The organism is Salinisphaera sp. T5B8, assembly GCF_040361255.1.
Classification (GTDB): domain Bacteria; phylum Pseudomonadota; class Gammaproteobacteria; order Nevskiales; family Salinisphaeraceae; genus Salinisphaera.
In genome coordinates this window covers 90,126-112,668 of the sequence record NZ_APNG01000013.1, presented here as the reverse complement: position 1 = coordinate 112,668, position 22,543 = coordinate 90,126, and the positions used below count along the sequence as shown (strand labels likewise).

Sequence of the window (22,543 nt, the reverse complement as noted above, 5' to 3'; positions counted from 1 at the left end):
CTGCCGGCTTGATAACCGGTGTGGACCGAAGCCTGTATTGCAACACAAACCTGCGGCACGCGAATGCCGCGACAGACCCTAGAATAGGCCACCTCATGCATTCGCCCGTTATCTCGCCATGAACGATTCCGCCAGCCCGGCTCAGCTTGCCGATCATGCCGAACGCTTTGGCTTTAGCGTGGCCGCGGTGGCGCATCTGTGGTCTGCCGTGGTCCAAGGCGGCGGCGATATGGCGATGTTCGATCACCCGGAGTTCGCGGGCCCGGGCCAGTGGATGCGCGGCGGTTTGATCATGATCACCGAGCCGGCCAATCAGGTGCTCAAAAATCGTATCGATGCCTTGTGTAATGCCCTGTCGCGCCTGTTTCGCGAACAGGCCGCAGACCGGCGTCACGAACCCTGGCGAATCAATCCGAATGCGCGTGGCTGGGATACCGTGGTGCCCGCGCACGAGCGCTGGTGGCCGGCCGATTTGGGCGAGCCGGCCGCGCGTGGCGAAAATGCCAGCCTGGCCTATGCCTATTTCGACGGCCCGGCGCGGCTGGCGATTCGTCGCGCGGGGCGGGTCACGCTTTATGCCACGGGTGCGCATCATATTACCGGCGTGGCTCAGGCGCAGACCGCCGAGACAGGCGAGATCGTTTTCACCAGCCAGATCGGTGAAGTCGTGCTCGCCGATCTGGCATGTATCGCCGACCACGACGCGGGCGATTCGGCGCCCGCAGCGCGAGCGGGTGCGACTGGCTCGCCGCACGACGCCATTCTCGATGCACTGGAGCGCCTGGGCGAGCTCAAGCGACAGGGCGTGCTCAGCGAAGCCGAGTTCGCGGCCAAGAAACAGGAACTGCTGGCCAGACTCTAGACGCGCTGCAACCGGCCATGGCGTAGCATGCACAGGCGCGGCCATTCCTTTTTCGAGCAGCGAGCTGCCATGAACACAAGTGATAACCTACCGGCGGCCCTGGCGGGCGAACGGCGCACGTTCGAAACCGATGTCGGCACGATCAGCTATTATTTCGACAAGGGCGATGGCGCGGGCGGAGTGCCGCTGGTGCTGGTACACAGTATCAACGCGGCGGCGTCGGCCTACGAGGTCAAGCCGGTTTACGATCGCTATCGCGGCAGACGACCGGTCGCCGCGATCGATCTGCCCGGCTACGGTTTCAGCACGCGAGCGGCGATACGCTACACGCCAGGCGTGATGACCGATGCCATCCATGCCTGGATCGAGCAGATTGCGGCCGATACCGGGGCAGACCAGGTCGATGCGATGGCCTGTTCGGTCGCTTGCCAGTATCTGGCCCGCGCGGCCCAGCAGCGACCCGGGCGCTATCGCAGTATCGCGCTGGTCAGCCCGGCAGGTGTCGACACCCGGGCATCGGCGCGCCCGCATGGCGATGCAACGCGGGGCAAGCGCTGGCTGTACGGCGCGATCACGGCCTCGAACGCGCTGTCACGCGGGCTTTTCAGCGCGCTTTCGAGCCGGGCCAGTATTCGTTACTTTCTGGAAAAAACCTTTGGCGGCAAGGATGTAGACCCGGGCCTTATCGACTATGCCTATCGCAGCGCCCACCAGCCGGGCGCGCGCCATGCGCCATGGTCGTTTCTTTCCGGTTATCTGTTCAGTGCCGACGCGGCCGGACTGTACCGCGGCCTGAGCCAGCCGGTCTGGTTAGCCTACGGTAAACGCAGTGATTTCTCCGATGCCGCTGCCCGCGATATCGTCGAGGCGCATACCCAGTCGCGTGTGACATCCTTTGATGCGGGCGCCTTGCCCTATTTTCAGCAGCCGGACGCGTTCTTCGACGCTTATGATCGTTTTATCGCCGCGCTCGGCGCCCCGGCCTGAAAAGCCCAATGGATACGGCGGATCTGCAAAAACTGGTCACCCGCACCATGCCCTTCGGCAAGTACGAAGGCCGTGTGATCGCCGACCTGCCCGGCCATTATCTCAACTGGTTCGCCCGCAGCGGCTTTCCCCGGGGCGAGATTGGTCGGCTGCTCGCGCTCATGCACGAAATCGACCACAACGGCCTGAAACCGTTGCTGGCGCCGCTACGCCGCGCTAACGATAAAAACGCGCCTTGAGCAGACGGTCGATTTCGTCATAGAAACCGGCGAAGCGTTCGCCCGTCTCGGCCATGATTTTCGACAGCGCGGGGTTGGGTTCGCGTTCGGCCAGTGTCGCGGCCATATAGTGTTGCTGGTCGGCCGCGCCCAGCAGGCGGATGAGCAGGCCGCGCTCGAAGGCGGTGCCGGAATCGCCGACCACCGGTGCGAAGCGTTTGAGATTGGCTTTCTTCTGGGCGTCGCGTGCGGCCTTGATGATCGGCGGGTCAACCTGCTGGTGCAGATCGAGCGCGGGATAATCGGCCGCGAGCGCTTCCAGGCGTTGCGCGAGCGCGGCGCAGTAGTCGGTCATCTCGGTGACAACGCGCTCCACGTCGTCGGATTCGAATTTCACGTACAACAGGGTGTCGACCTTCGCCAGCCCGCTCGCGTTGGAATACAGATCGCTATAGCCGGCATTGAGCTGGGCGCGCGTGCTCTGGGTCTCGCCGTCGGCCGGCGAGGATTTATCGCCTTGCCGGTCGAGTACGGCACAGCCGCTGAGCAACAACAGCACGACCGCGGCGAGCAGCACCGGCGGTATGGTGGGTCGTGAGCGAACAAAGGCGGCGATCTGGGTCATGATAGGCGAGCTCAGGCGCGACAGCGTCGATGCATTCGCTTCATCCTAGCGCGTAAGCCGAGTGGATAATGAAATATCTGGCAATGCTCTTACTCTGCGTGGCCGCCAGCGCCGGCGCAATCACCAATCCGGATGCGCCGGCTTATGTCGACGACTTCCAGGCGCGCATGGCCGCCTATGACGCACGGCTTGCCAATGCGTCGACGACGCGGGCCATGAATCAGGCCAGCACCGACATGGCCCAGGCCTTGGACGACGAGCTCAATACTGCCTATAAGCAGCTGATGACCCGCCTGACCCCGGCCCAGCAAGCGGGCTTACGGGCCAGTCAGCGCCGCTGGTTGGCCTTCCTCGACGCCGAGTTCGAGTTCTTGAACCGGCTGTTCACGCGCGAAAGCCATGGCACCTCGGCCGCGCTGGATGTCGGCCAGGCCCGCAACGCGCTGGTGCGCGCCCGGGCCCGGACGCTGTGGTCGTATCTCGAACAGCGGTAAGGCCAGCTGGCGAGATGGCCGGCCTTACCGCGAGTTGGCCTACTGAAACAGGCTGTCGAACAGGGGCTTGAGCTGTTGCGCCGGGATGGTGCGCCCGTTGAGCACCACGGTGTTCACATCCGTATGCAGCTTCAAACCCACGGCGCCGTCTTCGCGCATGAGCAGCCCCTGTTGCACCAGGGCGTCGAGCTGCGTGCGCAGATCGCGTGCCATGGCCGGCTTTTCGCTGGCCAGCTTTGTCGCGGTCCAGTCGATAAGTTGCTGGTCGACGAATACATCCGCATCGAGCGTCAGCCGCTGGGCCAGCGCCATCAGGGGCATTTCGCGCGCCATTTCCTTGAGCTGCTGTGGTAACTCGTCGGGCGAAAACAGCCCCACACTGGCGAGCGCACGTGCCTGGCCGTGGCCGGTGTCGATGGCCGGGATCGCCACGCTGAGCTTGGGCGTGCCCGACAGGATCTCTGGCCCCAGCTCGATCAGCGCGCGACCGGTACGTGCCTGGATCTGTTCGGGCGACAGATTGGCCGGGTCGAGATCGCGCATTGCCACGATCAACTGCTCCAGCGGATCGGCCTGCAAGCCGGTCAGGTCGAGTTTGATGGCGGCGTTGTCGATGTCGATATCGACCGGTTCGCCGTCGCTCGGGGTGCCTTTAACGCGCAGATCGGTGATGTCGTAACCGGCATGCAGTTCGACCGTGTCGTCTTCGGCCTGCGTGCTGTTGGCCTTCAGGCGCATGCCGTAGCTGATATCGAATAGCCCGGGTTTCTCGTAGACACGGTAATTGCCCACGCTGGCTTCGAACTGGCTGCCCCAGTCCAGCGCGGCATCATCGTTGCCGAGGTTGGCCATGGCACTGCCCGAACCGCTCAGGGCGATATCCTCGACCAGAACATGGCGATCGCCAGCGTCGATTTGCAGACCGCCGCCGCCGAGCTGGAAATCCACTTGGTTGTCGTCGCGCGCGTAATGGCCTTCAAGGCCGTCCCAGCGGACATGCGCATCCGGATAGTCCGGCACATCCTTGTCGAACGCCGGCGAGTGGATATCGATACGGTAACCGCCGCCGAAGCCGAGTCGCGTGTCCGCCACCAGCGGCGGGCCGTCGAAAAAGTGGTCGAGCTTGGGGGCCACATCGAGCGGCAGCGTGCTGTGGATGCGAGCCCAGCCGAAAACGAGCAGCGGGCCGTGGGTGATGTCGTGCTCGATATCGAAGGTCTTGTCCTCGATACGTAGCTGTGTGACTGCATGCGAATGCAGCCAGCCGCGCTCATAACCGGTCACCTCGATGGGGTAGCCGAATTCGGTGCGTGCCTGGGCAATGCCGTCACGGAACTCGTTTTCCACCTTGGTACCGATCCAGTAGGGCGCAACGCCGGCAACCAACACCAATAGGATCGCTACGACGGCGATGCCGATCGTCTTTTTACTCATCGAGGCTTTCTTGTTCGCAAGGGTAACAAGGGCGCGAGTTTATGCATCGTAGCCGGCGTGCGCATCATTATCGTGCAGGCAATCATTTCAGCGGCCACCTTTTTGCGCCAATAACCTGTTTTTGGGGGGTAATTCGGATACTCTCGAAAACTGACCCAATCGGCTGATTGGAAAAGACATTTTGGCTGCGCGCATCTGCGGCCATACAGTAGCGGTCAGCGGCCGCCAGCTCGTCTCATTTTTGGCGCGCGGGTTTGCGTCGGTCGGGTGTTTATCCTTTGCGCCATATTTACAGAAACAGTACAGAACGGCCGATATCGACCGATATGATCCAAAATCACCGCTTGTGGCGGCAACGATGGCTGTAACCGAACACATGTATTCGAACGATATGGAACTCGAGCGCCTGCGCGTGCTCGACGACTATGCGTTGCTCGATACCGAGCCCGAAGCCGAGTTCGATGCCATCGCGCGCCTGGCGGCCCGGCTGTGCAACGTCCCACACGCGTTGATCACATTTATCGACGCCGACCGACAATGGTTCAAGAGCCGCTTCGGGGTCGAGGCCACCGAAGCGCCGCGCAATATTTCGATGTGTGCGGCCGTGCTTGGCGAAGACGGGCTGATCGAAGTGCCCGATGCACGCGACGATGCCCGCTTTGCCGACAACCCGATGGTGACCGGCGAACCGCATGTACGCTTTTATAGCAGCATCATTCTCAAGGTTGGCGCTGGTCACCGGCTGGGTTCGTTGTGTGTATTCGACTCTTTGCCCGGACCGCTCGACGAGCGCCAGCGCGAGGGGCTGCAAGATCTGGCCGACCTGGCCGTGGCCCTGATCGAACAACGCCTGGCCAAGCGGAATGCCGAAACCCGCGAAGCGATGCTTGGCAGCCTGCTGGAAGCGCTGCCGGGCGGTGTGGTGGCCTGCGACGCCCAGGGCGAACTCACGCTATTCAATTCCAGAGCGCGTACCTGGCACCAGAGCGACCCGATGCATATTCCGCAGGCGCAGTGGGCCGAATACTTCAATTTATACGAGGCCGATGGCGAAACCCTGCTCGTGCCCGAACGCGTGCCGTTGATTCGCGCGCTGGGGGGTGAATCGGTACGCGATGTCGAAATGTGTATCAAAACACATGACCTGGCGCCGCGATCGGTGGTGTGCAGTGGGCGGCCATTCTTCGACTCTCAGGGGCGCTTGATCGGTGCGGTCGCGGCGATGTTCGATATCACCGCGCGCAAGGCACATGCACGCGAAATTGCCCAGGTACGCCAGTATCTGCAGGCAGTGGTCGATGCCTCGACCGAAGTCGCCATCATGGCGACCGATAACGCGGGCACCATCACGCTGTTCAATCCCGGCGCGGAACGCCTGCTTGGCTATTCGTGGTCCGATGCGGTCGCCCGTATGAGTCTGCTCGACCTGTACGATCGCGACGAACTGGCGGCTTTCGTCGCCGAGGTGCAGGCTGAAGCGGGGCGTGAACTCACGCCTATCGAGGCTATTACCGCACGCCCGCTGCGTGGGCAGATCGAAAGTCGCGACTGGCATTTCGTGTGTGCCGATCACAGCCAGCGCATGCTCAGGCTGGTACTCAGCGCCATTCGCGATCATGCTGACGCGGTCATCGGTTTTCTGGGCATCGCGATCGACCGCACCCAGCTACTGGCTATGGAGCAGGCTTTGTATACCAGCCAAGCGCGGTTTCGCATCGCGTTCGACAGCGCGCCCCAGGGTATGGCGCTGGTCTCGCTCGAGGGGCGCTTTGTCGAAGTCAACCAGTCGCTTTGCGACATGCTTGATTATGCGCGCGAAGATCTGCTCAAGACCGATTTTCAGACGCTCACCCATCCTGACGATCTGCACAACGATCTGGGCCATCTAAGCAGGCTCGTCGAAGGGGAGATCGGCTCCTACCAGATCGCCAAACGCTATTTCTCGCGTTCCGGTGAATGCATATGGGCACAGCTGTCGGTCGGTGTGACCCGCGATAGCGATGGTGCGCCGCTCAATTATGTGGCCCAGATTCAGGATATTACCGCCGAGCGCGAGCTCGATCGCATGAAAAGCGAGTTCGTGGCCGTGGTCAGTCACGAGCTGCGTACGCCGATCACCTCCATCAAGGGCGCGCTGGGATTGCTCAAGTCGGGCGCGCTCGGCGCGGTGCCACCCGGGTTCGAGGAAATGCTGGCGGTGGCACAGAAGAATTCCGAGCGCCTGGGGCTGCTCGTCGACGATCTGCTGGATTGGGAGAAACTCGCCGCCGACCGGGTGGCCTTCGATTTCCATATCCACGATCTGCGCGGTCTGCTCGTCGAGGCGATGGATAGTAATAAAGGCTATGCCGATAGCTTCGATGTCGGGCTGCAGCTCGTCGGCGACGAATCGCTACAGGTTTCGGTCGATGCCCTGCGCTTTGCCCAGGTGTTGGCCAATCTTTTGTCCAACGCGATCAAATTTTCGCCCGCTGCCGGCCGGGTGACGTTGTCGTATGCGGCCCGCGATGGCCAGGCGGTCATTTCTATTGCCGATAACGGCCCGGGTATTCCGGTGTCGTTTCGCGACAAGGTTTTCCAGCTGTTCGCGCAGGCCGATGGCGGCAATACCCGCCGCCAGGGCGGCACCGGTCTGGGGCTTGCGATCACAAAACAACTGGTCGAACAGATGCACGGCACGATCGATTTCGAAAGCGTTGAAGGTGTAGGTACCACCTTTCAGGTGACCTTACCGCTTAAAACCCTGTAAAAGAATAACCCACGAGGATTAACGCAGTGACAGGTGAAGTAATAGTGGCTTTGCAACGGGTGCTGCATGTCGAGGACGATGAATCGATTATCGCGATCGCGCGTGTAGCGTTGGAAAACGTGGGCGGATTGACAGTGCTCAGTTGCTGCAGCGGTTTCGAAGCACTGGAAAAGGCGGTAGATTTCGATCCCGAGTTGGTATTGCTCGACGTCATGATGCCGGGCATGGACGGGCCGACCACGTTGGCGGCACTCGCCGATGTGCTCGATTTCGGGCGCGTGCCGGTGGTGTTCATGACCGCCAAGACCCAGCCGGCCGATCATGCGAACTACTATGCGCTGGGCGCGGCGGCGGTGATCGTCAAGCCGTTCGACCCGCTCACGCTCAGCGATCAAATTCGGCAGATATGGGAACAGTTCGATGCCGACCCCGACGATTGATGTTGCTCAAAAGCTCGCCCAGATGCGTCGGGACTACGGCGTGGGTCTGGCGCGCGAGCTGGCCGATCTCGCTGTCTGGGCCCAGCAGCAGGACAGCGCGAATGCCAGTGTCGACGACTGGCAGCAGATTCGCGATCGGCTGCACAAGCTCGCCGGTGGCGCGTCGACGTTCGGTTATCTCGAGATCGGCAACAGCTGTCGCGCCAGCGAGCGCGAACTGGATGCCATGCTGTGTGGCCGAGCACCAGTCGACTATGCCAGCGTAATCGCGCGCGTGGCCGCACTGCCGGACCTGCTCGGCGACGACGATCCAGCCGAAGCCGAGGCGGCTGCGGTCACCGAACCGCAGCCTGGAGTGGTCGAGGCCCATGAACCGCTCATCTATATCCTCGAGGACGAACCGGAAACCGGCGCCCAGCTGATACGGATTCTGGAAAGCTTCGATTATCGCGCCGAAATGTTCGACGATGGCCAGATGCTGCGCGCGGCCTGTCGTCGCCAGCGCCCCGATGCGCTGATTCTGGATCTGCATTTCGCCGACGCCAGCGAAATCGGCGGTCTGGCAGTCGGCGAGGCCATTCAGGCCGAGATGGACAAGCCGTTGCCGTTGTTCGCCACCGAGCAGTCCAGCGAATTCGCCATGCAACTGCGTGCCGTGCGTGCCGGCGTGGTCGGCTTCATGGCCCAGCCGCTGGAGCCGGTGCGCGTCGCCGGCCTGCTGGAAAGCCATATGCGTGCGCACCGCGCTACACCGCTGCGCGTGCTCATGGTCGACGACGACCAGGCCATGCTCGATTACCACCGGCTGGTGCTGGAAAGCGCCGGGTTTACGGTCAAGACCCTGAGCGCGCCGGAGCAAACGCTGGCCGTTATGGAGCACTTCAGCCCCGATGTGCTGGTGCTCGACGTGCGTATGCCGCGCTGCAGCGGCCCCGAGCTCGCCCAGATGGTGCGCTATCACGCGCGCTGGCTGCAGATGCCGATCATGTATCTGTCGGCCACCGAAGACGCCAACGCCCAGCTCGAGGCCATGACCAAGGCCGGCGACGATTTTCTGATTAAACCGATCACGCCCAACGCGTTCGTGGCCGCGGTTCAGGCGCGCGCGCGCCGTGCCCGTGAACTGTCGGCGGCCTTGTCGCGCGACAGTCTGACCGGTCTGCTCAAGCATGCCGATATCAAGGAACGCGTGGCGAGTGCCATGTCGCAGGCACGCCGACGGGGCGAGCCGATCGCGTTGGTCATGCTCGATATCGACTTTTTCAAACGCGTGAACGACACCTACGGCCATCTCGTGGGCGACGAAGTCATCCGCGCGCTGGCCAACCTGCTGCGGCGACGTCTGCGCACCTCGGATCTGCTCGGGCGCTATGGCGGCGAGGAGTTCGTGGTGGCCTTGCCTGGCTGTAGCGAAGCCAAGGCGGTGGAGATTATCGACGAACTACGCGAAAGCTTCGCCGAATTCACCTTCAACGCGGCGGGCGAGTCGTTTACGTCGAGCTTCAGTGCCGGGGTCAAGGTGCCCGGCGAAAACGACGATCTGCAAGCGTTGATCGCGGCCGCCGACGCCTGTCTGTATGCCGCCAAGAACGCCGGCCGCAACCGGGTCGTCGGTCATTCTGCCATCTCGGCCTAGCCGGATCGCGCACGCCGCTGGCCAAGCGCGGCCAGCGGCGCGTGTAGTCAATGCACGGTGGGCGGCTCGGCGTCGGGATTGTCGATCAGTGCTTCCACATCGGCCGGGGTAAATACATAGACCGCGTTGCAGAAGTGGCACTGGGTTTCCACCTGGCCCTGTTCTTCGAGCACGCTGCGTAGCTCGTCCGCGCCGAGCTGGTGCAGGGCCCGGCCGAAGCGCTCGCGGGTACAGGTACAGCTGAACTTGACCGGCGCCGGGTCGAACACCCGGGCCTGTTCCTCGTGGAACAATCGGTGCAATACCTGTTCCGCGCCCAGGCCGGTGAGTTCCTCGCCGGTGATGGTATCGGCCAGATGGTTGATGCGATCCCAGGCGTCGTCATCGCCGGCCTCGGCGTCGTGCACGACTTCTTCGGGCAGTTTCTGGATCAGCAGCCCGGCCGCATGCTCGGCGTCCGTGGCCAGCCATAGCCGGGTCGGCAACTGTTCCGACTGGGCGAAATACTCCTCCAGGCAGCCGGCGATATCGGGTTTGTCCAGCGCGACGATGCCCTGATAGCGCTGGCCTTCTTCCGGGTCGAGCGTGATGACCACATGGCCGCCTTCAGCCAGTGCCTGCAGGGTGGGTTCGGCGATGCGGGCCAGGGCATCGTCATCGAAACGTGCCACGCCGCGCAGGCGCTGGGCACGTTCGCCCACGCCGGGGTTGGATTCGGCCATCAGCAGTTTCAATGCGCCCTTGCCACGAAATTCGATACTCAACGTGCCGTCGAACTTGATCGTGGCGGTCAGCAGTGCACAGGCAGCCAGCAGCTCGCCCAGCAGGCGTTCGACGGCCAGTGGATAGCCGTGATTGGCGATGGCATCGCGGTACGTGCTGTGTAGCTGCGCGATCTCGCCGCGTACCTGGGTGTCGTCGAAGATAAAGCGCTGTAGTCGATCGGTGGGCATGGCAGACATGGGTATTCTCCTGGGTCCATCGACAAGGTGCGTGCCCGTGCCGGCGAATTCAATACGAACAGGGCTGGCGCGCTGGATACGAAATGATAAATTGCGCGATCCTTGCGATGCATGCCACCGCCTTTGGCATGCGTCGCGATCATGCTGACGGGCAGGCCGCGCGATGACAGACGACGATACCGCCACACCGGTCACCGCCCGGCGGATTCTGGGGCTGGCGGTACCGGCGCTGGGCGTGCTCGCGGCCGAGCCGCTCTATGTGCTGGTGGATACGGCCGTTGTCGGTCATCTGGGCGCCCGGCCGCTGGCGGGCCTGGCTCTCGGTGGCACCGTGTTATCGGTACTCACCAGTCAGCTGACCTTTCTGTCCTACGGCACCACGGCCCGTACTGCGCGTCTGTTCGGGGCCGGCCGGCGGGCGGATGCGGTCGCCGAGGGCGGCCAGGCGAGCTGGCTGGCAATATTCGTCGGCCTGACCGTACTGGTACTCGGCCATTTGTTCGCCGACCCGATACTCGCGGCGCTTGCCGGCAATCCGACGGTCGCCGAGGCGGCCGTCTCGTGGCTGCGTATCGCCTTGATCGGCGCGCCGGCCATTCTGATCACCCTCGCCGGCAATGGCTGGATGCGCGGCGTCCAGGATACGGTGCGCCCGCTGCGCTATATCCTCGCGGGCAATATCCTGTCGGCGATCGCCTGCCCGGTACTCGTCTACCCGCTGGGTTTTGGGCTGGAAGGCTCGGCGATGGCCAATGTGCTCGCCCAGTACACCGCAGCCATTCTGTTCGTGCGCGCGTTGCGCGGCGAGCGGGCGCTGGTGCGCCCACGTTGGGCGATCATGAAAGCGCAGATGGTGCTCGGCCGCGATCTGATCCTGCGCAGTGCCTCGTTTCAGATCTGTTTCCTGTCGGCGGCGGCGGTGGCGGCACGCGAGTCGGCCGCGGCCCTGGGCGCGCATCAGATCGTCTATCAGCTCTGGGTGTTTCTCTCGCTGGTGCTCGACTCGCTGGCGATCGCCGCCCAGGCGCTGATCGGCGCGGAGCTGGGCGCGGCCCGCGTCGAACGCGCCCGGGCCGTGGCCTGGCAGATCACGCGCTATTCGTTCGGTCTGGGCGTCTGCCTGGCTGGGGTCTTTGCTGCCCTGGCCGGGGTTATCCCGCGGCTGTTCACGGATGACGCGGACGTGCTTGCGCAGATTCCGTATGCCTGGTGGCTGTTCGTGGCCCAGCAGCCGGTCGCCGGTATCGTATTCGCGCTCGACGGCGTATTGCTCGGCGCGGCAGACACACGCTTTCTGCGTACCACGACGCTGGCCTGTGCCCTGGGCGCCTTTCTGCCGCTGATCTGGTTGTCCTGGGCGTTTGGCTGGGGGCTGACCGGGATCTGGGTGGGGCTGACGATGTTTCTGGTCACCCGCATGGTGGCGGTGGTCTGGCGTACACGTACCGAGCATTGGGCCATCGCGGGCGCCTGAACAGGCCGCCGGCCAATCTTCAGCGGCCGGCGAATCGCACGAGCGCGTCGCCGGCCAGCCGGTAGGTAGTCCATTCCGACTGCGGGCGCGCGCCGGCAGCTTCATAGAACTCGATCGCCGGTGTATTCCAGTCGAGCACGCTCCATTCGAAACGCCGGCAGCCTTCATCGACGGCCAGGCGAGCCAGATACTGCAATAGCGCCTTGCCAGCACCGCGCCCACGGGCGTCAGGGGTTACGTAGAGATCTTCCAGATACAGGCCATTGCGGGCCAGCCACGTCGAGTAGCTGTAGAAGCACACGGCAAAGCCGATCGGCTCGCCGGCATCTTCACAGATGAAGGCAAAGGCCCGCGCGCCCTCATCGAACAGGGATTGCTCGATCGTTTGCTCGCTGGCGACCACTTCGTCGGGGGCTTTTTCGTAAATCGCCAGCTCGCGCACGAAGCGCAGAATCAACGGCGTGTCGGCGCGTTCGGCGGCGCGAATATGCAGATCGGTCATGGGGTTCGGTATCGGTGGTTTACTTGGCGAACAACTGGCTGCGGTCGGCAAACGCCTTGAATTCCAGTGCGTTGCCACAGGGGTCGAGCAGAAACATGGTGGCCTGTTCGCCGGGCTGGCCCTGAAAACGGATATGCGGCTCGATCACGAAATCGGTGCCGCGTTCGCGCAGGCGATCGGCCAGCGCTTGCCATTCGTCCCATTCGAGCACGATGCCGAAATGCGGAATCGGCACGTCGTGGCCGTCGACCGGGTTGGTATGGGCGTTTTCCTGCGACGGGGTTTTGGGGTGTTCGTGAATGACCAGCTGGTGACCATAGAAATCGAAATCCACCCACTGCGCGCTCGAGCGGCCCTCGCTCAAGGCGAAGGTTTCACCGTAGAAACGCCGGGCCGCGGGCAGATCGTGAACCGGAATGGCCAGATGAAAGGGCGATAGCGCCATGCCAGCGTCCTGAAGGAATGCCGGCGACGATTGTGGCCAGCCGCGTCGACGACAGCAAGTTCAGCCGGCGACCACGCCGAATACGCTCAGCAGCGTATACAGCCCCAGACCCGTGGCCACGAGCACGACGATCGCGCCGAGCAGGTTACCCAGCACGCCGTTGCGATAGGTGCCGAGCAGCTCGCGCCGGTTCATCACCACGAGCAGAAATACCGCGATCAGTGGCAACAGAATGCCGTTGGCGGCCTGGGCGATCACGATCGCCTGTACCGGTTCGGCGCCGAACCAGGCGAAGCCCATGCCGATGACGATAATCGCAGCCCAGATTGCGCGAAAGCCCTTGCTGGCCAGATCCGGCTTGACGCCGAGCGCGCCGGTGACCGCATAAGCGGCGGCCAGTGGCGCGGTCACCGAGCTGGTCATGCCGGCCGCAAACAGCCCGATGGCAAAGAACCATTTCGCGGCCGGGCCAAGCAATGGCTCCAGCTGCGCGGCCATCTGGCCGGCGTCCTCGATCGTTGTCTGGCTGTTGAAGAACGCCGCCGCGGCGGTGATGACGATCGCGAGTGTGATCAGCCCGCCGAGCGCGATCGACAAGCCGCTGTCCAGACGCGATTCGGCCAGCGCGCGCTCGGTTGGCATATCGCGGGGCCATTTGTCCTGGACCGCGGCCGAATGCAGGAAGAAGTTATAGGTCACCACCGTAGTGCCCACCAGCGCGATCACGGTCAGCACCGAGCCGTCGGGCAGGCCAGGCGTGAATATACCGGCCAGTATCGCGCCCATGTCCGGGCGCACGATGATCGCGGTCAGGATGAATACCACGCTCATGGTCAGCACCAGCGCCACCAGCACCCGTTCGATGAGTTTGTAGTGCCCGGTCGCCAGCAGGGCCAGGGCCGCGCTACCCACGATCAACGCCCAGACGCGTGTGGACAGCCCGGCAATGGTTTCCAGCCCGAGCGCGGCGCCGGTGATATTGCCGGTTTCAAAAGCCGCGGTGCCAAAGCCGATCGCGACCACCACGAGGATGATCGCCGCCCAGCGCAGCAGCGGAGTGTCGATACTTTGGCGCAGCGCGGCCCCCAGGCCCAGGCGTGCGACCAGTCCGAGTCGCGCGCTCATTTCCTGAAGCACGAGCGTGGCAAAGATCGAGAACACCAGCGCCCAGAGCAGTGCATAGCCCGTTTCGGCACCGGCCACGCTGGCCGTGGTGACCGTACCGGGGCCGATGAAGGCGGCTGCGACCAGAAGACCGGGGCCGAATTGCTTGAGGCGTTGCAGCATGGCGCGCTCGTGTGTAAAGACGGCTGAAATGATCTGTAGTCGATTACACCACAGTAGTCGCTATCGCGCGGCTTGCTACACGTATGTTTTTACCATGCATAAAATGTCGCCCTCATAAATACAATCTGAAGGGGGCGCCTGCGCGTTGAGCAACCGCAGGCCGGCTATTGCATGGATTTGATCATTTCTCTTACCCCGCCACTGGCTGCGGTGCTGCTGGCGCTTGCAACGCGTCGCGTCAATCTGTCGTTGTTTCTGGCGATCTGGATCGGCGGCTGGTTCGTGGCCGGCAATCCGGTGGCCGCGGTCGGTCAGACCTTCGACTGGTTCGCGGAGGTGATGACCGACGAATGGAACGCTCGCTTCCTGGTGCTCGTTTCACTGCTGGGCGCGGGTGCGGCATTCATGTATCGCACCGGCGGCTCCTATGCGGTATCGCGCTGGTTGTCCGCGCGTATCACCACCGGGCGCAGCGCGCAGCTGCTCACATGGTTGCTGGGGCTGGTGATCTTTTTCAACGATTACGTCAATTCGGTGATCGTAGGTAATGCCACCCGCGATCTGACCGGTGAACATCGCGTGTCACGCGAAAAGCTGGCCTATCTGCTGGATTCCACCTCGGCGCCCATGGCCACGCTTGGCCCGGTTTCGGACTGGATCGGCTACCAGGTGTCGCTGATCGCGGCGGCGTTCACCGCCCTGAGCCTGACCACGGAAAAACCGTATATGGCTTTCCTGCAGTCGATTCCGTGGAATTTCTATGCATTGCTGTGTCTGGTGGCGGTGCCCACGATCGTGATTCTGGGCGACTTCGGGCCCATGCGCGCGGCCGAAAAACGGGCCGAAGACGATGGCGATCTGGTCGCGCCGGGCGATACGCCGCTATCGGCCGTGGAAAACGATCTCGGCGAAGCCGATACCGAAAACGGCCGGCTCTATCACTTCTTGCTGCCGCTGGGCGTACTGCTCGGCGTGGCCTGCTGGGCGCTGTGGTATACCGGCGGCGGCGCCGAGGGCAAGCCGCTCATGGATGCCCTGGCCAATACCGATGTGGCCGTATCACTGTCGTGGGCCGCGTTCGCGATGGTCGGTACGGCCATGGCGCTGGCATTGCTGCAGCGACAAACCCTCGAGGACTGCGAAAACACGCTGCTGGCGGGTTTTCGGACCATGCTGCCGGCGCTGGTGATCATGGTGCTGGCCTGGACGATCGGTACCGTCACGGGTGCGCTGGATACCGGTGAGCACGTCATCGAAGCCACCCGCGACTGGCTCTCGCCGGGGTTGCTGCCGGTGTTGATCTTCGCTATCGCGATGGTGATTTCGTTTGCGACCGGCAGCTCCTGGGGCGCGATGGCGATTCTCACGCCCGTGGCGGTACCGCTGGCTTACAACATTGGCGATATCACCCTCGTGCACATGGCCATCGGCGCGATCTTCTCCGGCTCCATCTTCGGTGATCACTGCTCGCCGATTTCGGATACCACGGTCATGTCGTCGATCTTTGCCGGTTCGGATCATATCGCCCATGTGCGCACCCAGATTCCCTATGCGCTGGTACCGGCGGCGGTGGCCGGCGTGCTCTACCTGGCGTCGATGGTGGTGGCCTCGGCCTGGGTGCTGTTGCTGGCGGGTCTGGTCATCCAGACCGTGGCGATCTGGCTGATCGCGCGTGCGACGCCCGGCTGAGCCGGGTTGGCGCGCTCAGCCCAGCGCCAGCCAAACGCCGACCGCCATCATCAGGCTGCCGGCCACGCGATTGAGCCGCACCACGTTACGCGGCTCGCGCAGAAAGCTGCGCACGGCGTGGCCGCCGCCGGCGTAGACCAGTAACGAGCAGAACTCGATGGTCAGAATGGCGCCGACCAGTACCAGAAGCTGGGGCGCCAGGGCATTGTCGCGATCGAGAAACGGCGGCAACAGCGCGATGAAGAAGGCCCAGCCCTTGGGGTTGGCCACCGCGGTGACAAAGCCCTGGGTGATCAGCCCCGCCGGGCGCAGGGCGCCGTCGTTGCGTTTGGCCGCGGGCAGCGCCGATTCGCCGCTCGCGCGCCACATCGAAATGCCCAGATAGACCAGATAGAGGCCGCCTGCGAGCTTGAGGGCGGTGAACAGCGTCGGGTAGCTGAGCATGAGCGTGGCCGCGCCGATCACTGCCAGAACCGCCACCAGGGCCACGCCTACCAGCTCGCCGATCATCATCCATAGCGTACGACGTACGCCGATACTCATGCCCAGGCTCAGCGAGAGCATCATGCACATGCCCGGGGTCAGCGACACCAGCATGAAGGTGGGAACGAATACGGACAGTTTCGGTAGATCGAGCATCGACCCGAGATCCTGCATTTTTTGGGGGAACGGCCCGGGCCGGCGAGCGGACAACGGGGCGCTATTTTAGCGTTCGCCCGGTGTGTTTTCGATCACCTAGGCAGACACCCGGATTGTGGTTCGCGGTAATCGCTGTGACCGTGGCGGTGTTATTTCCCGGGGGCACATAGCCCATGGCCAAGAACATCGTGGTGTGCTGCGACGGCACCAACAGCCAGTTCGATAGCTCGGACACCAATGTCGTTCATCTCTACCGGGCGCTTGCAGATGACGCCGATCAGCGCGCCTTTTACGAGCCCGGCGTGGGGACCTTCGGTGCCCGCGTTTTGGGCGTGAACGTGGGCGAAACGCTGGGCAAGGGGCCTGGGCGCGGCGTTTGGCTACGGTATTACCCAGAACCTGGTACGGGCCTATCGTTTTCTCATCGAAACCTACACGCCCGGCGATCGCGTATTCCTGTTCGGCTTCAGCCGCGGGGCATTCGCGGCGCGCTCGCTCGCGGCATTGATCGACCAGGTGGGCGTGCTCGCGCCGGACGATCGCGATCGCGCCAAGGGAATCGTCAAGGCCTGGCTCGACGGTAATACATCGGTCGTGGCGCGCTATCAGCAGCCGTTGACCCGCTGTGCCCCGCATTTTGTGGGCGTCTGGGAGACCGTCGGCGCGCTGGGCGTACTGATTCGCCTGCGCCGGTTTCACGACAACAAGCTCAGCCCCGGCGTGTGCCATGCCGTGCATGCACTGGCCATCGACGAAAAGCGGCGCAAGTTCGAGCCCACGCCCTGGGACGAAAGCGCGCTCAAACCCGGCCAGCATGCACGCCAGCGCTGGTTTGTCGGCGTGCATAGCGATGTTGGCGGCGGCTATGACGAACGCGGGCTGGCCGATATCACCCTGGGCTGGATGCTCGAACAGGCCCGGACGCAGGGCCTGGCGTTGAAGCCGGGCGCGATCGCCGCGATTGACGACGATGCCACCGGCCGTCTACATGATTCCTACGATGGCCTGTGGCCGTTGCTCGGCCGGTATGTGCGCCACCCGCAACGCGACGATGTCTTTCACCCATCGGTGGGCGAGCGGTTGCGCCGCGTGCCCGACTACACACCGGACAATGTGCCCGCCGACGTGCGCAAGCGCCTCGCCGAAGCGGCGGGCGCCGACTGATGCATCAGCAGGGCTTTCGATAGCGTCCACAGTTCGGCACGGGGCCTGAACATCAGACCACCTGGGCTTCCAGGTATCTGGCTTTACGTCTTCATTCGGGTGTGTTCGCGTTCATTGGCGGACAACCTGCTTGCTTGAGAAAAGCCAGCCGGCTTTCATACATCATCAAGACAAGCCTAGGGCCTGTCGCGACGACAGGCCTTAGTCTTCGCCGCCGCCCGGCTCGTAGCCCAGATTGGTGCCGATCCATTTCTCGGCGGTGGCAATATCCCAGCCCTTGCGCGCGGCGTAGTCCTTGACCTGATCCTTGGCGACGCGCCCGACCACGAAATAACGCGATTCCGGGTGGCTGAAATACCAGCCGGATACCGCGGCCCCCGGCCACATCGCCCGCGATTCAGTCAGCTCGATACCGGTACGTGCCTGTACGTCGAGCATCTCCCAGAGGGTGTCCTTCTCGGTATGTTCCGGACAGGCGGGATAGCCGGGCGCGGGCCGGATGCCGTGATACTTCTCGCCGATGAGATCCTCGTTGGACAGGGATTCATCGGGTGAATGGCCCCAGAGTTGGGTACGCACGAACTTGTGCAGCCATTCGGCGAAGGATTCGGCCAGCCGGTCGGCCAGTGACTCCACCAGAATGGCGTTGTAGTCGTCGTGCTGGGCCTTGAAGCGGTCGACGATCTCTTTCGAGCCCAGGCCCGTGGTCACCGCGAAGGCGCCCACCCAGTCGGCCTTGCCCGAATCTTCGGGGGCGATGAAGTCGGCCAGTGAGCGGTTGGGCACGCCGTCGCGATGCTCGGTCTGCTGGCGCAGGTTGTGCAGTACGTGCACGGTTTCGCTGCGATCGTCGCTCAACACGTGGATATCGTCGCCAACGCGGTGCGCGGGGAAGATGCCGGCGACACCCTTGGCGGTAAGCCATTTCTCTTCGACGATGCGCTTGAGCATGATCTGCGCCTCGTCGAAGAGCTTGCGTGCCTCCGGGCCCTTGTTCGGGTCGTTGAGAATATTCGGGTAGCGCCCTTTCATCTCCCACGACATGAAGAAGGGCGTCCAGTCGATCGTGTCCACGAGCTGTTCCAGCGGAAAATCGTCGAACACATACACGCCGGATTCGTCGCTGGCCTCGCCGGTGATATACGGCGGCGCTTCGCGCAGGGCGTATTCGGTGGTCTCGGGCAGCTTCGGGCGCGGCGGCTCGTAGTTGTCCCAGTCGAGCTTCACCGCGTTGGCACGCGCGTCCGCCAGGGTGAGGAACTTGTCCTTTTTCTTGTTGGCATGGCGCTCGCGCAGCTTGTCGTAGTCGTCCTTGAGTTCGGCGACGAGCTTTTCGCGGGCATCGGGGCTGACCATGCGCGAGGCCACCGGCACCGAACGGCTGGCATCCTTGACCCACATCACCGCACCCGCATAGGCCGGGTCGATTTTGACCGCGGTATGCGCACGCGAGGTGGTGGCGCCCCCGATCAACAGCGGCGTATTCATACCGCGCCGCTGCATTTCGGCGGCGACATTCACCATTTCGTCGAGCGAGGGCGTAATCAGCCCGGACAGGCCAATGACATGGGCGTTGTGCTTTTCCGCAGCGTCGAGGATGTCGTTCATCGGCACCATCACGCCAAGGTCGATCACCTCGAAGTTGTTGCACTGAAGCACCACGCCGACGATGTTCTTGCCGATGTCGTGCACGTCGCCCTTCACGGTCGCCATGATGATGGTGCCGTTGTTGGAGCCTTTGTCGGCCTCTTCCTTTTCTTCCTCGATGAAAGGCAGCAGATAGGCCACCGCCTTTTTCATCACGCGCGCGGATTTCACCACCTGCGGTAGAAACATCTTGCCGGCGCCGAACAGATCGCCGACCACGTTCATGCCGTCCATGAGCGGGCCTTCGATGACTTCCAGTGGCTTGTCGGCCTTCTGGCGGGCCTCTTCGGTGTCGGCTTCCACGTAGGAATCGATACCCTTGACCAGCGCATGCTCGAGGCGTTTGTTGACCTCGAATTCGCGCCAGGCCAGATCCTCTTTCGAATCCTTCTTCTTGCCTTTGCCTTTGTATTCCTCGGCCAGGTCCAGCAGGCGTTCGGTGGCGTCGTCGCGCTTGTTGAGTACGACATCCTCGCAGGCCTCGCGCAGCTTGTCGGGGATGTCGTCATAGACCTCCAGCTGGCCGGCGTTGACGATGGCCATATCCAGCCCGGCCGGGATCGCGTGGTAGAGAAACACCGAGTGCATGGCCTGGCGCACGGTTTCGTTGCCGCGAAACGAGAACGACACGTTCGACAGCCCGCCGGAGACGTGGCATCCGGGGCAGGATTCGCGTACGCGCTTCGTGGCGTTGATGAAGTCCACCGCGTAGTTGTTGTGCTCTTCGATGCCGGTGGCGATAGCGAAGATGTTGAGGTCGAAGATGATGTCTTCGGGCGGGAAGTCGAGTTTGTCGATCAGCAGCTGGTAAGCGCGCTCGGCGATCTCGACCTTGCGATCCTCGGTATCGGCCTGGCCGGCTTCGTCGAAGGCCATGACCACGACGGCCGCGCCGTAGTCCAGACAGGCCTGGGCCTGTTCCAGAAACTTGTCTTCGCCTTCCTTGAGCGAGATGGAGTTGACCATCCCCTTGCCCTGGATGCATTGCAGCCCGGCCTCGATGACCTCCCACTTGGACGAATCCACCATCACCGGCACGCGGGCGATATCCGGCTCGCCGGCCATCAGGTTGAGGAACTTGCGCATCGCCGCGACCGAGTCGAGCATGCCCTCGTCCATGTTCACGTCGATGATCTGGGCGCCGTTTTCGACCTGCTCGCGGGCCACCGACAGTGCGGTGTCGTAATCCTCTTCCTTGATCAGGCGCTTGAAGCGCGCACTGCCGGTAACGTTGGTGCGCTCGCCGATGTTGATGAAGTTGGTAGCTGACGTCATTGAAACCTCTGTTTGTCCGCAGATCGACGCAGATCAACGCAGATAAGAAAACTAGCTAACGCTGGCGATTGCTTCGCACTAGGCGCCGGTGTTGTAATTCTGGCGTTCCGAAGTTGAGTAGCAGTCCGCGGGTCAGGCCCGTGACCTTCAAGTAATTGATTACTTGTGCCTCGTGTTGTGGCAGGAGGCGCGATACGGCCTTGAGCTCCAGGACGACGCTTCCAAAGCAAACGAAATCGGCCCTAAACTGGCTGTTCAGTGCACGTCCTTTGTACTGAACATCGAGTGCGGCTTCGCGTATGAATGGTATGTCGCGTTCGGCTAGTTCGATTGCTAATGCATCTTGATAAACGCCCTCGAGAAAGCCGTTGCGCAAATAGCGATGAACCTCGAACGCGGCACCCAGAATCCCATAGGTCTGCGCATCTCGTTCTTCGCTTTTCATCTGCGTCGATCTGCGTTGATCTGCGGAAAAATGTCTTAAGCCGATGCAGTGAACGGTTCCAGGCCCGACAGGCGCATCGCACGCTTGATCTCGGGGCGCCGGCGGGGTGCTTTGCCTTCGACGGCCTTGGCGATCGCGCCGATATGTTCGGGCGTGGAGCCGCAGCAGCCGCCGGCCATGTTGAGCAGGCCGGACTCGGCCCACTCGCCGATATGCTCGGCCATTTCGTCGGGGGTGAGATCGTATTCGCCGAATTCGTTGGGCAGGCCGGCGTTCGGATAGGCATGCACATAGCAGGGTGCGATACGCGACATTTCGGCCACGTAGGTACGCAGGGCGTCCGGGCCCAGCGCACAGTTCAGGCCCATGGTCAGCGGTCGACCGTGGGCAACCGAGTTGTAGAAGGCTTCGGTGGTCTGGCCGGACAGTGTGCGCCCCGAGGCGTCGGTGATGGTGCCTGAAATCATCAACGGCACGTCGATGTTTCGCGCGCGCAGGATCTTGCGATAGGCATAGATCGCGGCCTTGGCGTTGAGCGTATCGAAGATGGTTTCCATCAGGATGATATCGACACCGCCATCCAGCAGCGCCTCGGCGGCTTCGCCGTAGGCCTGGGCCAGCTGGTTGAAATCGGTATTGCGCTTGCCGGGGTCGTTTACGTCCGGCGAGATCGAGGCAGTACGGTTGGTCGGTCCGATCACGCCGGCCACCCAGCGCGGCTTGTCGGGCGTGGCGTATTCCTCGGCGACGCTGCGTGCGATCTTCGCGGCTTCGAGGTTCATCTCCACGGCCAGGTCTTCCATGTGGTAGTCGGCCTGGGCAATGGTGGTTGCCGAGAAGGTGTTGGTGGTGAGGATATCCGAGCCGGCCGCGGCATATTGCGCGGTGATCTCGCGGATGAGTTCCGGCTTGGTGAGGGTCAGCAGATCGTTGTTGCCCTTGAGATCGCTTTCCCAGTCCGCGAAACGCTGGCCGCGATAATCGGCTTCGTCCGGATCGTGGTTCTGGATCATCGTGCCCATGGCGCCGTCGAGTACCAGGATGCGCTGCGCGAGCGCGGCTATCAGATCGCTCATGGATACCTTGAATGTGTGTATGGAGGCGCAGTATATCCGTTTATCCGGATATACAGGAAGCCGAACGGGCCTGCCATCGCCCGCCGCAAGCGCTTTGACGCGGCGTTGGCGTGCTTGACGGCACCCGCGGGCCTGCTAGGCTTTGCGTTATTGCAGGTGTCCGGGCGTGTTCACACGCTCGGGTGAAACGGGAAGCCGGTGCGTCGCCACGAAGTTTCGTGTCGACAAGGCCGGCGCTGCCCCCGCAACGGTAGGCGAGTCGACTTCGACACTTCATGCCACTGGGCCCTGGCCCGGGAAGGCGTGTCGAATGGCCATGACAGGCGCTCGTGAGTCCGGAGACCGGCCTGCGATACGAGGCAACGACATCGCGGCGGGCGATGAGACGGCAGAGCGACGGCGTCGTATTCGCGCGTGTCGTATCCCTGACTGTTTCTCCAATCTGTCCCATGGCGGGTCGTGGCCGTGTCCATCGCGGCGCACGGGCGTGTGC

Annotated in this window: 17 protein-coding genes, 4 pseudogenes and 1 riboswitch; of the genes and pseudogenes, 11 read left to right on the top strand and 10 right to left on the bottom strand. The window is 63.0% G+C overall.

What is annotated here, in order from left to right; all coding sequences use genetic code 11:
* Positions 1–118: 118 nt before the first annotated feature.
* The 3 genes from T5B8_RS12920 (at position 119) to T5B8_RS12910 (ending at position 2,088) form a co-directional block, all read left to right on the top strand.
* The gene (locus tag T5B8_RS12920; protein ID WP_353179336.1) at positions 119–862 is read left to right on the top strand and encodes an SHOCT domain-containing protein; all 744 of its coding nucleotides are present in this window, start codon (positions 119–121) and stop codon (positions 860–862) included.
* A 69-nt stretch (positions 863–931) separates the two neighbouring features.
* Positions 932–1,849: an alpha/beta fold hydrolase gene (locus T5B8_RS12915; protein WP_353179334.1), complete on the top strand. Its 918-nt coding sequence runs from the start codon at positions 932–934 to the stop codon at positions 1,847–1,849.
* Positions 1,850–1,857: 8 nt separating this feature from the next.
* Complete coding sequence (locus T5B8_RS12910; protein ID WP_353179332.1) at positions 1,858–2,088, top strand: DUF3820 family protein; 231 nt, start codon at positions 1,858–1,860, stop codon at positions 2,086–2,088.
* Here the strand turns inward: T5B8_RS12910 and T5B8_RS12905 are convergent.
* Complete coding sequence (locus T5B8_RS12905) at positions 2,066–2,692, bottom strand: hypothetical protein (protein ID WP_353179330.1); 627 nt, start codon at positions 2,690–2,692, stop codon at positions 2,066–2,068. The genes T5B8_RS12910 and T5B8_RS12905 overlap by 23 nt on opposite strands.
* A 68-nt stretch (positions 2,693–2,760) precedes the next feature.
* Between T5B8_RS12905 and T5B8_RS12900 the strand changes: the two genes are divergently transcribed.
* The gene (locus T5B8_RS12900) at positions 2,761–3,186 is read left to right on the top strand and encodes a lysozyme inhibitor LprI family protein (protein ID WP_353179328.1); all 426 of its coding nucleotides are present in this window, start codon (positions 2,761–2,763) and stop codon (positions 3,184–3,186) included.
* 39 nt (positions 3,187–3,225) lie between these two features.
* Here the strand turns inward: T5B8_RS12900 and T5B8_RS12895 are convergent, their stop codons facing one another.
* Positions 3,226–4,620: a DUF945 family protein gene (locus T5B8_RS12895; protein ID WP_353179327.1), complete on the bottom strand. Its 1,395-nt coding sequence runs from the start codon at positions 4,618–4,620 to the stop codon at positions 3,226–3,228.
* Between the two features lie 358 nt (positions 4,621–4,978).
* Between T5B8_RS12895 and T5B8_RS12890 the strand changes: the two genes are divergently transcribed.
* The 3 genes from T5B8_RS12890 to T5B8_RS12880 are packed head-to-tail and all read left to right on the top strand — an operon-like array spanning position 4,979 to position 9,445.
* Positions 4,979–7,369 (top strand): PAS domain S-box protein, encoded by a 2,391-nt coding sequence (locus T5B8_RS12890; protein ID WP_353179325.1) that lies wholly within the window; start codon positions 4,979–4,981, stop codon positions 7,367–7,369.
* 41 nt (positions 7,370–7,410) lie between these two features.
* Positions 7,411–7,809: a response regulator gene (locus tag T5B8_RS12885; RefSeq protein WP_353179375.1), complete on the top strand. Its 399-nt coding sequence runs from the start codon at positions 7,411–7,413 to the stop codon at positions 7,807–7,809.
* Positions 7,790–9,445, top strand: a complete 1,656-nt coding sequence (locus T5B8_RS12880; protein WP_353179323.1) for a diguanylate cyclase — start codon at positions 7,790–7,792, stop codon at positions 9,443–9,445. The genes T5B8_RS12885 and T5B8_RS12880 overlap by 20 nt, the downstream gene beginning before the upstream one ends.
* Positions 9,446–9,492: 47 nt before the next feature.
* Here T5B8_RS12880 and hslO read toward each other — a convergent pair whose 3' ends face one another.
* A complete protein-coding gene (gene hslO / locus T5B8_RS12875; RefSeq protein ID WP_353179322.1) occupies positions 9,493–10,407 on the bottom strand; it encodes an Hsp33 family molecular chaperone HslO in 915 nt (304 codons plus the stop codon).
* 163 nt (positions 10,408–10,570) lie between these two features.
* On the opposite strand from hslO, the gene T5B8_RS12870 reads away from it, so the two are divergent.
* Positions 10,571–11,881 (top strand): MATE family efflux transporter, encoded by a 1,311-nt coding sequence (locus T5B8_RS12870; protein ID WP_353179320.1) that lies wholly within the window; start codon positions 10,571–10,573, stop codon positions 11,879–11,881.
* 19 nt (positions 11,882–11,900) lie between these two features.
* Here T5B8_RS12870 and T5B8_RS12865 read toward each other — a convergent pair whose 3' ends face one another.
* From T5B8_RS12865 to T5B8_RS12855, 3 genes are read right to left on the bottom strand one after another with little or no spacing between them, the layout of a single operon-like run.
* Complete coding sequence (locus T5B8_RS12865) at positions 11,901–12,383, bottom strand: GNAT family N-acetyltransferase (protein ID WP_353179318.1); 483 nt, start codon at positions 12,381–12,383, stop codon at positions 11,901–11,903.
* Between the two features lie 19 nt (positions 12,384–12,402).
* Positions 12,403–12,828, bottom strand: a complete 426-nt coding sequence (locus T5B8_RS12860) for a VOC family protein (RefSeq protein WP_353179316.1) — start codon at positions 12,826–12,828, stop codon at positions 12,403–12,405.
* Between the two features lie 60 nt (positions 12,829–12,888).
* Positions 12,889–14,115, bottom strand: a complete 1,227-nt coding sequence (locus tag T5B8_RS12855) for an Nramp family divalent metal transporter (RefSeq protein ID WP_353179314.1) — start codon at positions 14,113–14,115, stop codon at positions 12,889–12,891.
* Positions 14,116–14,286: 171 nt separating this feature from the next.
* Between T5B8_RS12855 and T5B8_RS12850 the strand changes: the two genes are divergently transcribed.
* The gene (locus T5B8_RS12850) at positions 14,287–15,804 is read left to right on the top strand and encodes a Na+/H+ antiporter NhaC family protein (protein ID WP_353179313.1); all 1,518 of its coding nucleotides are present in this window, start codon (positions 14,287–14,289) and stop codon (positions 15,802–15,804) included.
* A 15-nt stretch (positions 15,805–15,819) separates the two neighbouring features.
* On the opposite strand, the gene T5B8_RS12845 is transcribed toward T5B8_RS12850, so the two are convergent.
* On the bottom strand, positions 15,820–16,443 hold the full coding sequence (locus T5B8_RS12845) for a LysE family translocator (protein WP_353179312.1): 624 nt from the start codon (positions 16,441–16,443) through the stop codon (positions 15,820–15,822).
* Between the two features lie 173 nt (positions 16,444–16,616).
* Here T5B8_RS12845 and T5B8_RS12840 point away from each other — a divergent pair.
* A pseudogene (locus T5B8_RS12840) lies at positions 16,617–16,748 on the top strand (phospholipase effector Tle1 domain-containing protein); the annotation flags it as partial.
* 52 nt (positions 16,749–16,800) lie between these two features.
* Positions 16,801–17,607: pseudogene (locus T5B8_RS12835) on the top strand (T6SS phospholipase effector Tle1-like catalytic domain-containing protein); the annotation flags it as partial.
* Positions 17,608–17,808: 201 nt separating this feature from the next.
* Here the strand turns inward: T5B8_RS12835 and metH are convergent.
* From metH to T5B8_RS12820, 3 genes and pseudogenes are all read right to left on the bottom strand, one after another.
* Positions 17,809–20,553: pseudogene (gene metH / locus T5B8_RS12830) on the bottom strand (methionine synthase); the annotation flags it as partial.
* 31 nt (positions 20,554–20,584) lie between these two features.
* A complete protein-coding gene (locus tag T5B8_RS12825) occupies positions 20,585–20,974 on the bottom strand; it encodes a GxxExxY protein (RefSeq protein WP_353179310.1) in 390 nt (129 codons plus the stop codon).
* 38 nt (positions 20,975–21,012) lie between these two features.
* A pseudogene (locus T5B8_RS12820) lies at positions 21,013–22,050 on the bottom strand (homocysteine S-methyltransferase family protein); the annotation flags it as partial.
* Between the two features lie 137 nt (positions 22,051–22,187).
* A riboswitch (cobalamin riboswitch) is annotated at positions 22,188–22,415 on the top strand.
* Positions 22,416–22,543: the final 128 nt, after the last annotated feature.

Coding starts and splice junctions, on each gene's coding strand:
- T5B8_RS12920 (WP_353179336.1), top strand. CDS start 119: ATGAACGATTCCGCCAGCCCGGCTCAGCTTGCCGATCATGCCGAACGC.
- T5B8_RS12915 (WP_353179334.1), top strand. CDS start 932: ATGAACACAAGTGATAACCTACCGGCGGCCCTGGCGGGCGAACGGCGC.
- T5B8_RS12910 (WP_353179332.1), top strand. CDS start 1,858: ATGGATACGGCGGATCTGCAAAAACTGGTCACCCGCACCATGCCCTTC.
- T5B8_RS12905 (WP_353179330.1), bottom strand. CDS start 2,692: ATGACCCAGATCGCCGCCTTTGTTCGCTCACGACCCACCATACCGCCG.
- T5B8_RS12900 (WP_353179328.1), top strand. CDS start 2,761: ATGAAATATCTGGCAATGCTCTTACTCTGCGTGGCCGCCAGCGCCGGC.
- T5B8_RS12895 (WP_353179327.1), bottom strand. CDS start 4,620: ATGAGTAAAAAGACGATCGGCATCGCCGTCGTAGCGATCCTATTGGTG.
- T5B8_RS12890 (WP_353179325.1), top strand. CDS start 4,979: ATGGCTGTAACCGAACACATGTATTCGAACGATATGGAACTCGAGCGC.
- T5B8_RS12880 (WP_353179323.1), top strand. CDS start 7,790: ATGCCGACCCCGACGATTGATGTTGCTCAAAAGCTCGCCCAGATGCGT.
- hslO (WP_353179322.1), bottom strand. CDS start 10,407: ATGTCTGCCATGCCCACCGATCGACTACAGCGCTTTATCTTCGACGAC.
- T5B8_RS12870 (WP_353179320.1), top strand. CDS start 10,571: ATGACAGACGACGATACCGCCACACCGGTCACCGCCCGGCGGATTCTG.
- T5B8_RS12865 (WP_353179318.1), bottom strand. CDS start 12,383: ATGACCGATCTGCATATTCGCGCCGCCGAACGCGCCGACACGCCGTTG.
- T5B8_RS12860 (WP_353179316.1), bottom strand. CDS start 12,828: ATGGCGCTATCGCCCTTTCATCTGGCCATTCCGGTTCACGATCTGCCC.
- T5B8_RS12855 (WP_353179314.1), bottom strand. CDS start 14,115: ATGCTGCAACGCCTCAAGCAATTCGGCCCCGGTCTTCTGGTCGCAGCC.
- T5B8_RS12850 (WP_353179313.1), top strand. CDS start 14,287: ATGGATTTGATCATTTCTCTTACCCCGCCACTGGCTGCGGTGCTGCTG.
- T5B8_RS12845 (WP_353179312.1), bottom strand. CDS start 16,443: ATGCTCGATCTACCGAAACTGTCCGTATTCGTTCCCACCTTCATGCTG.
- T5B8_RS12825 (WP_353179310.1), bottom strand. CDS start 20,974: ATGAAAAGCGAAGAACGAGATGCGCAGACCTATGGGATTCTGGGTGCC.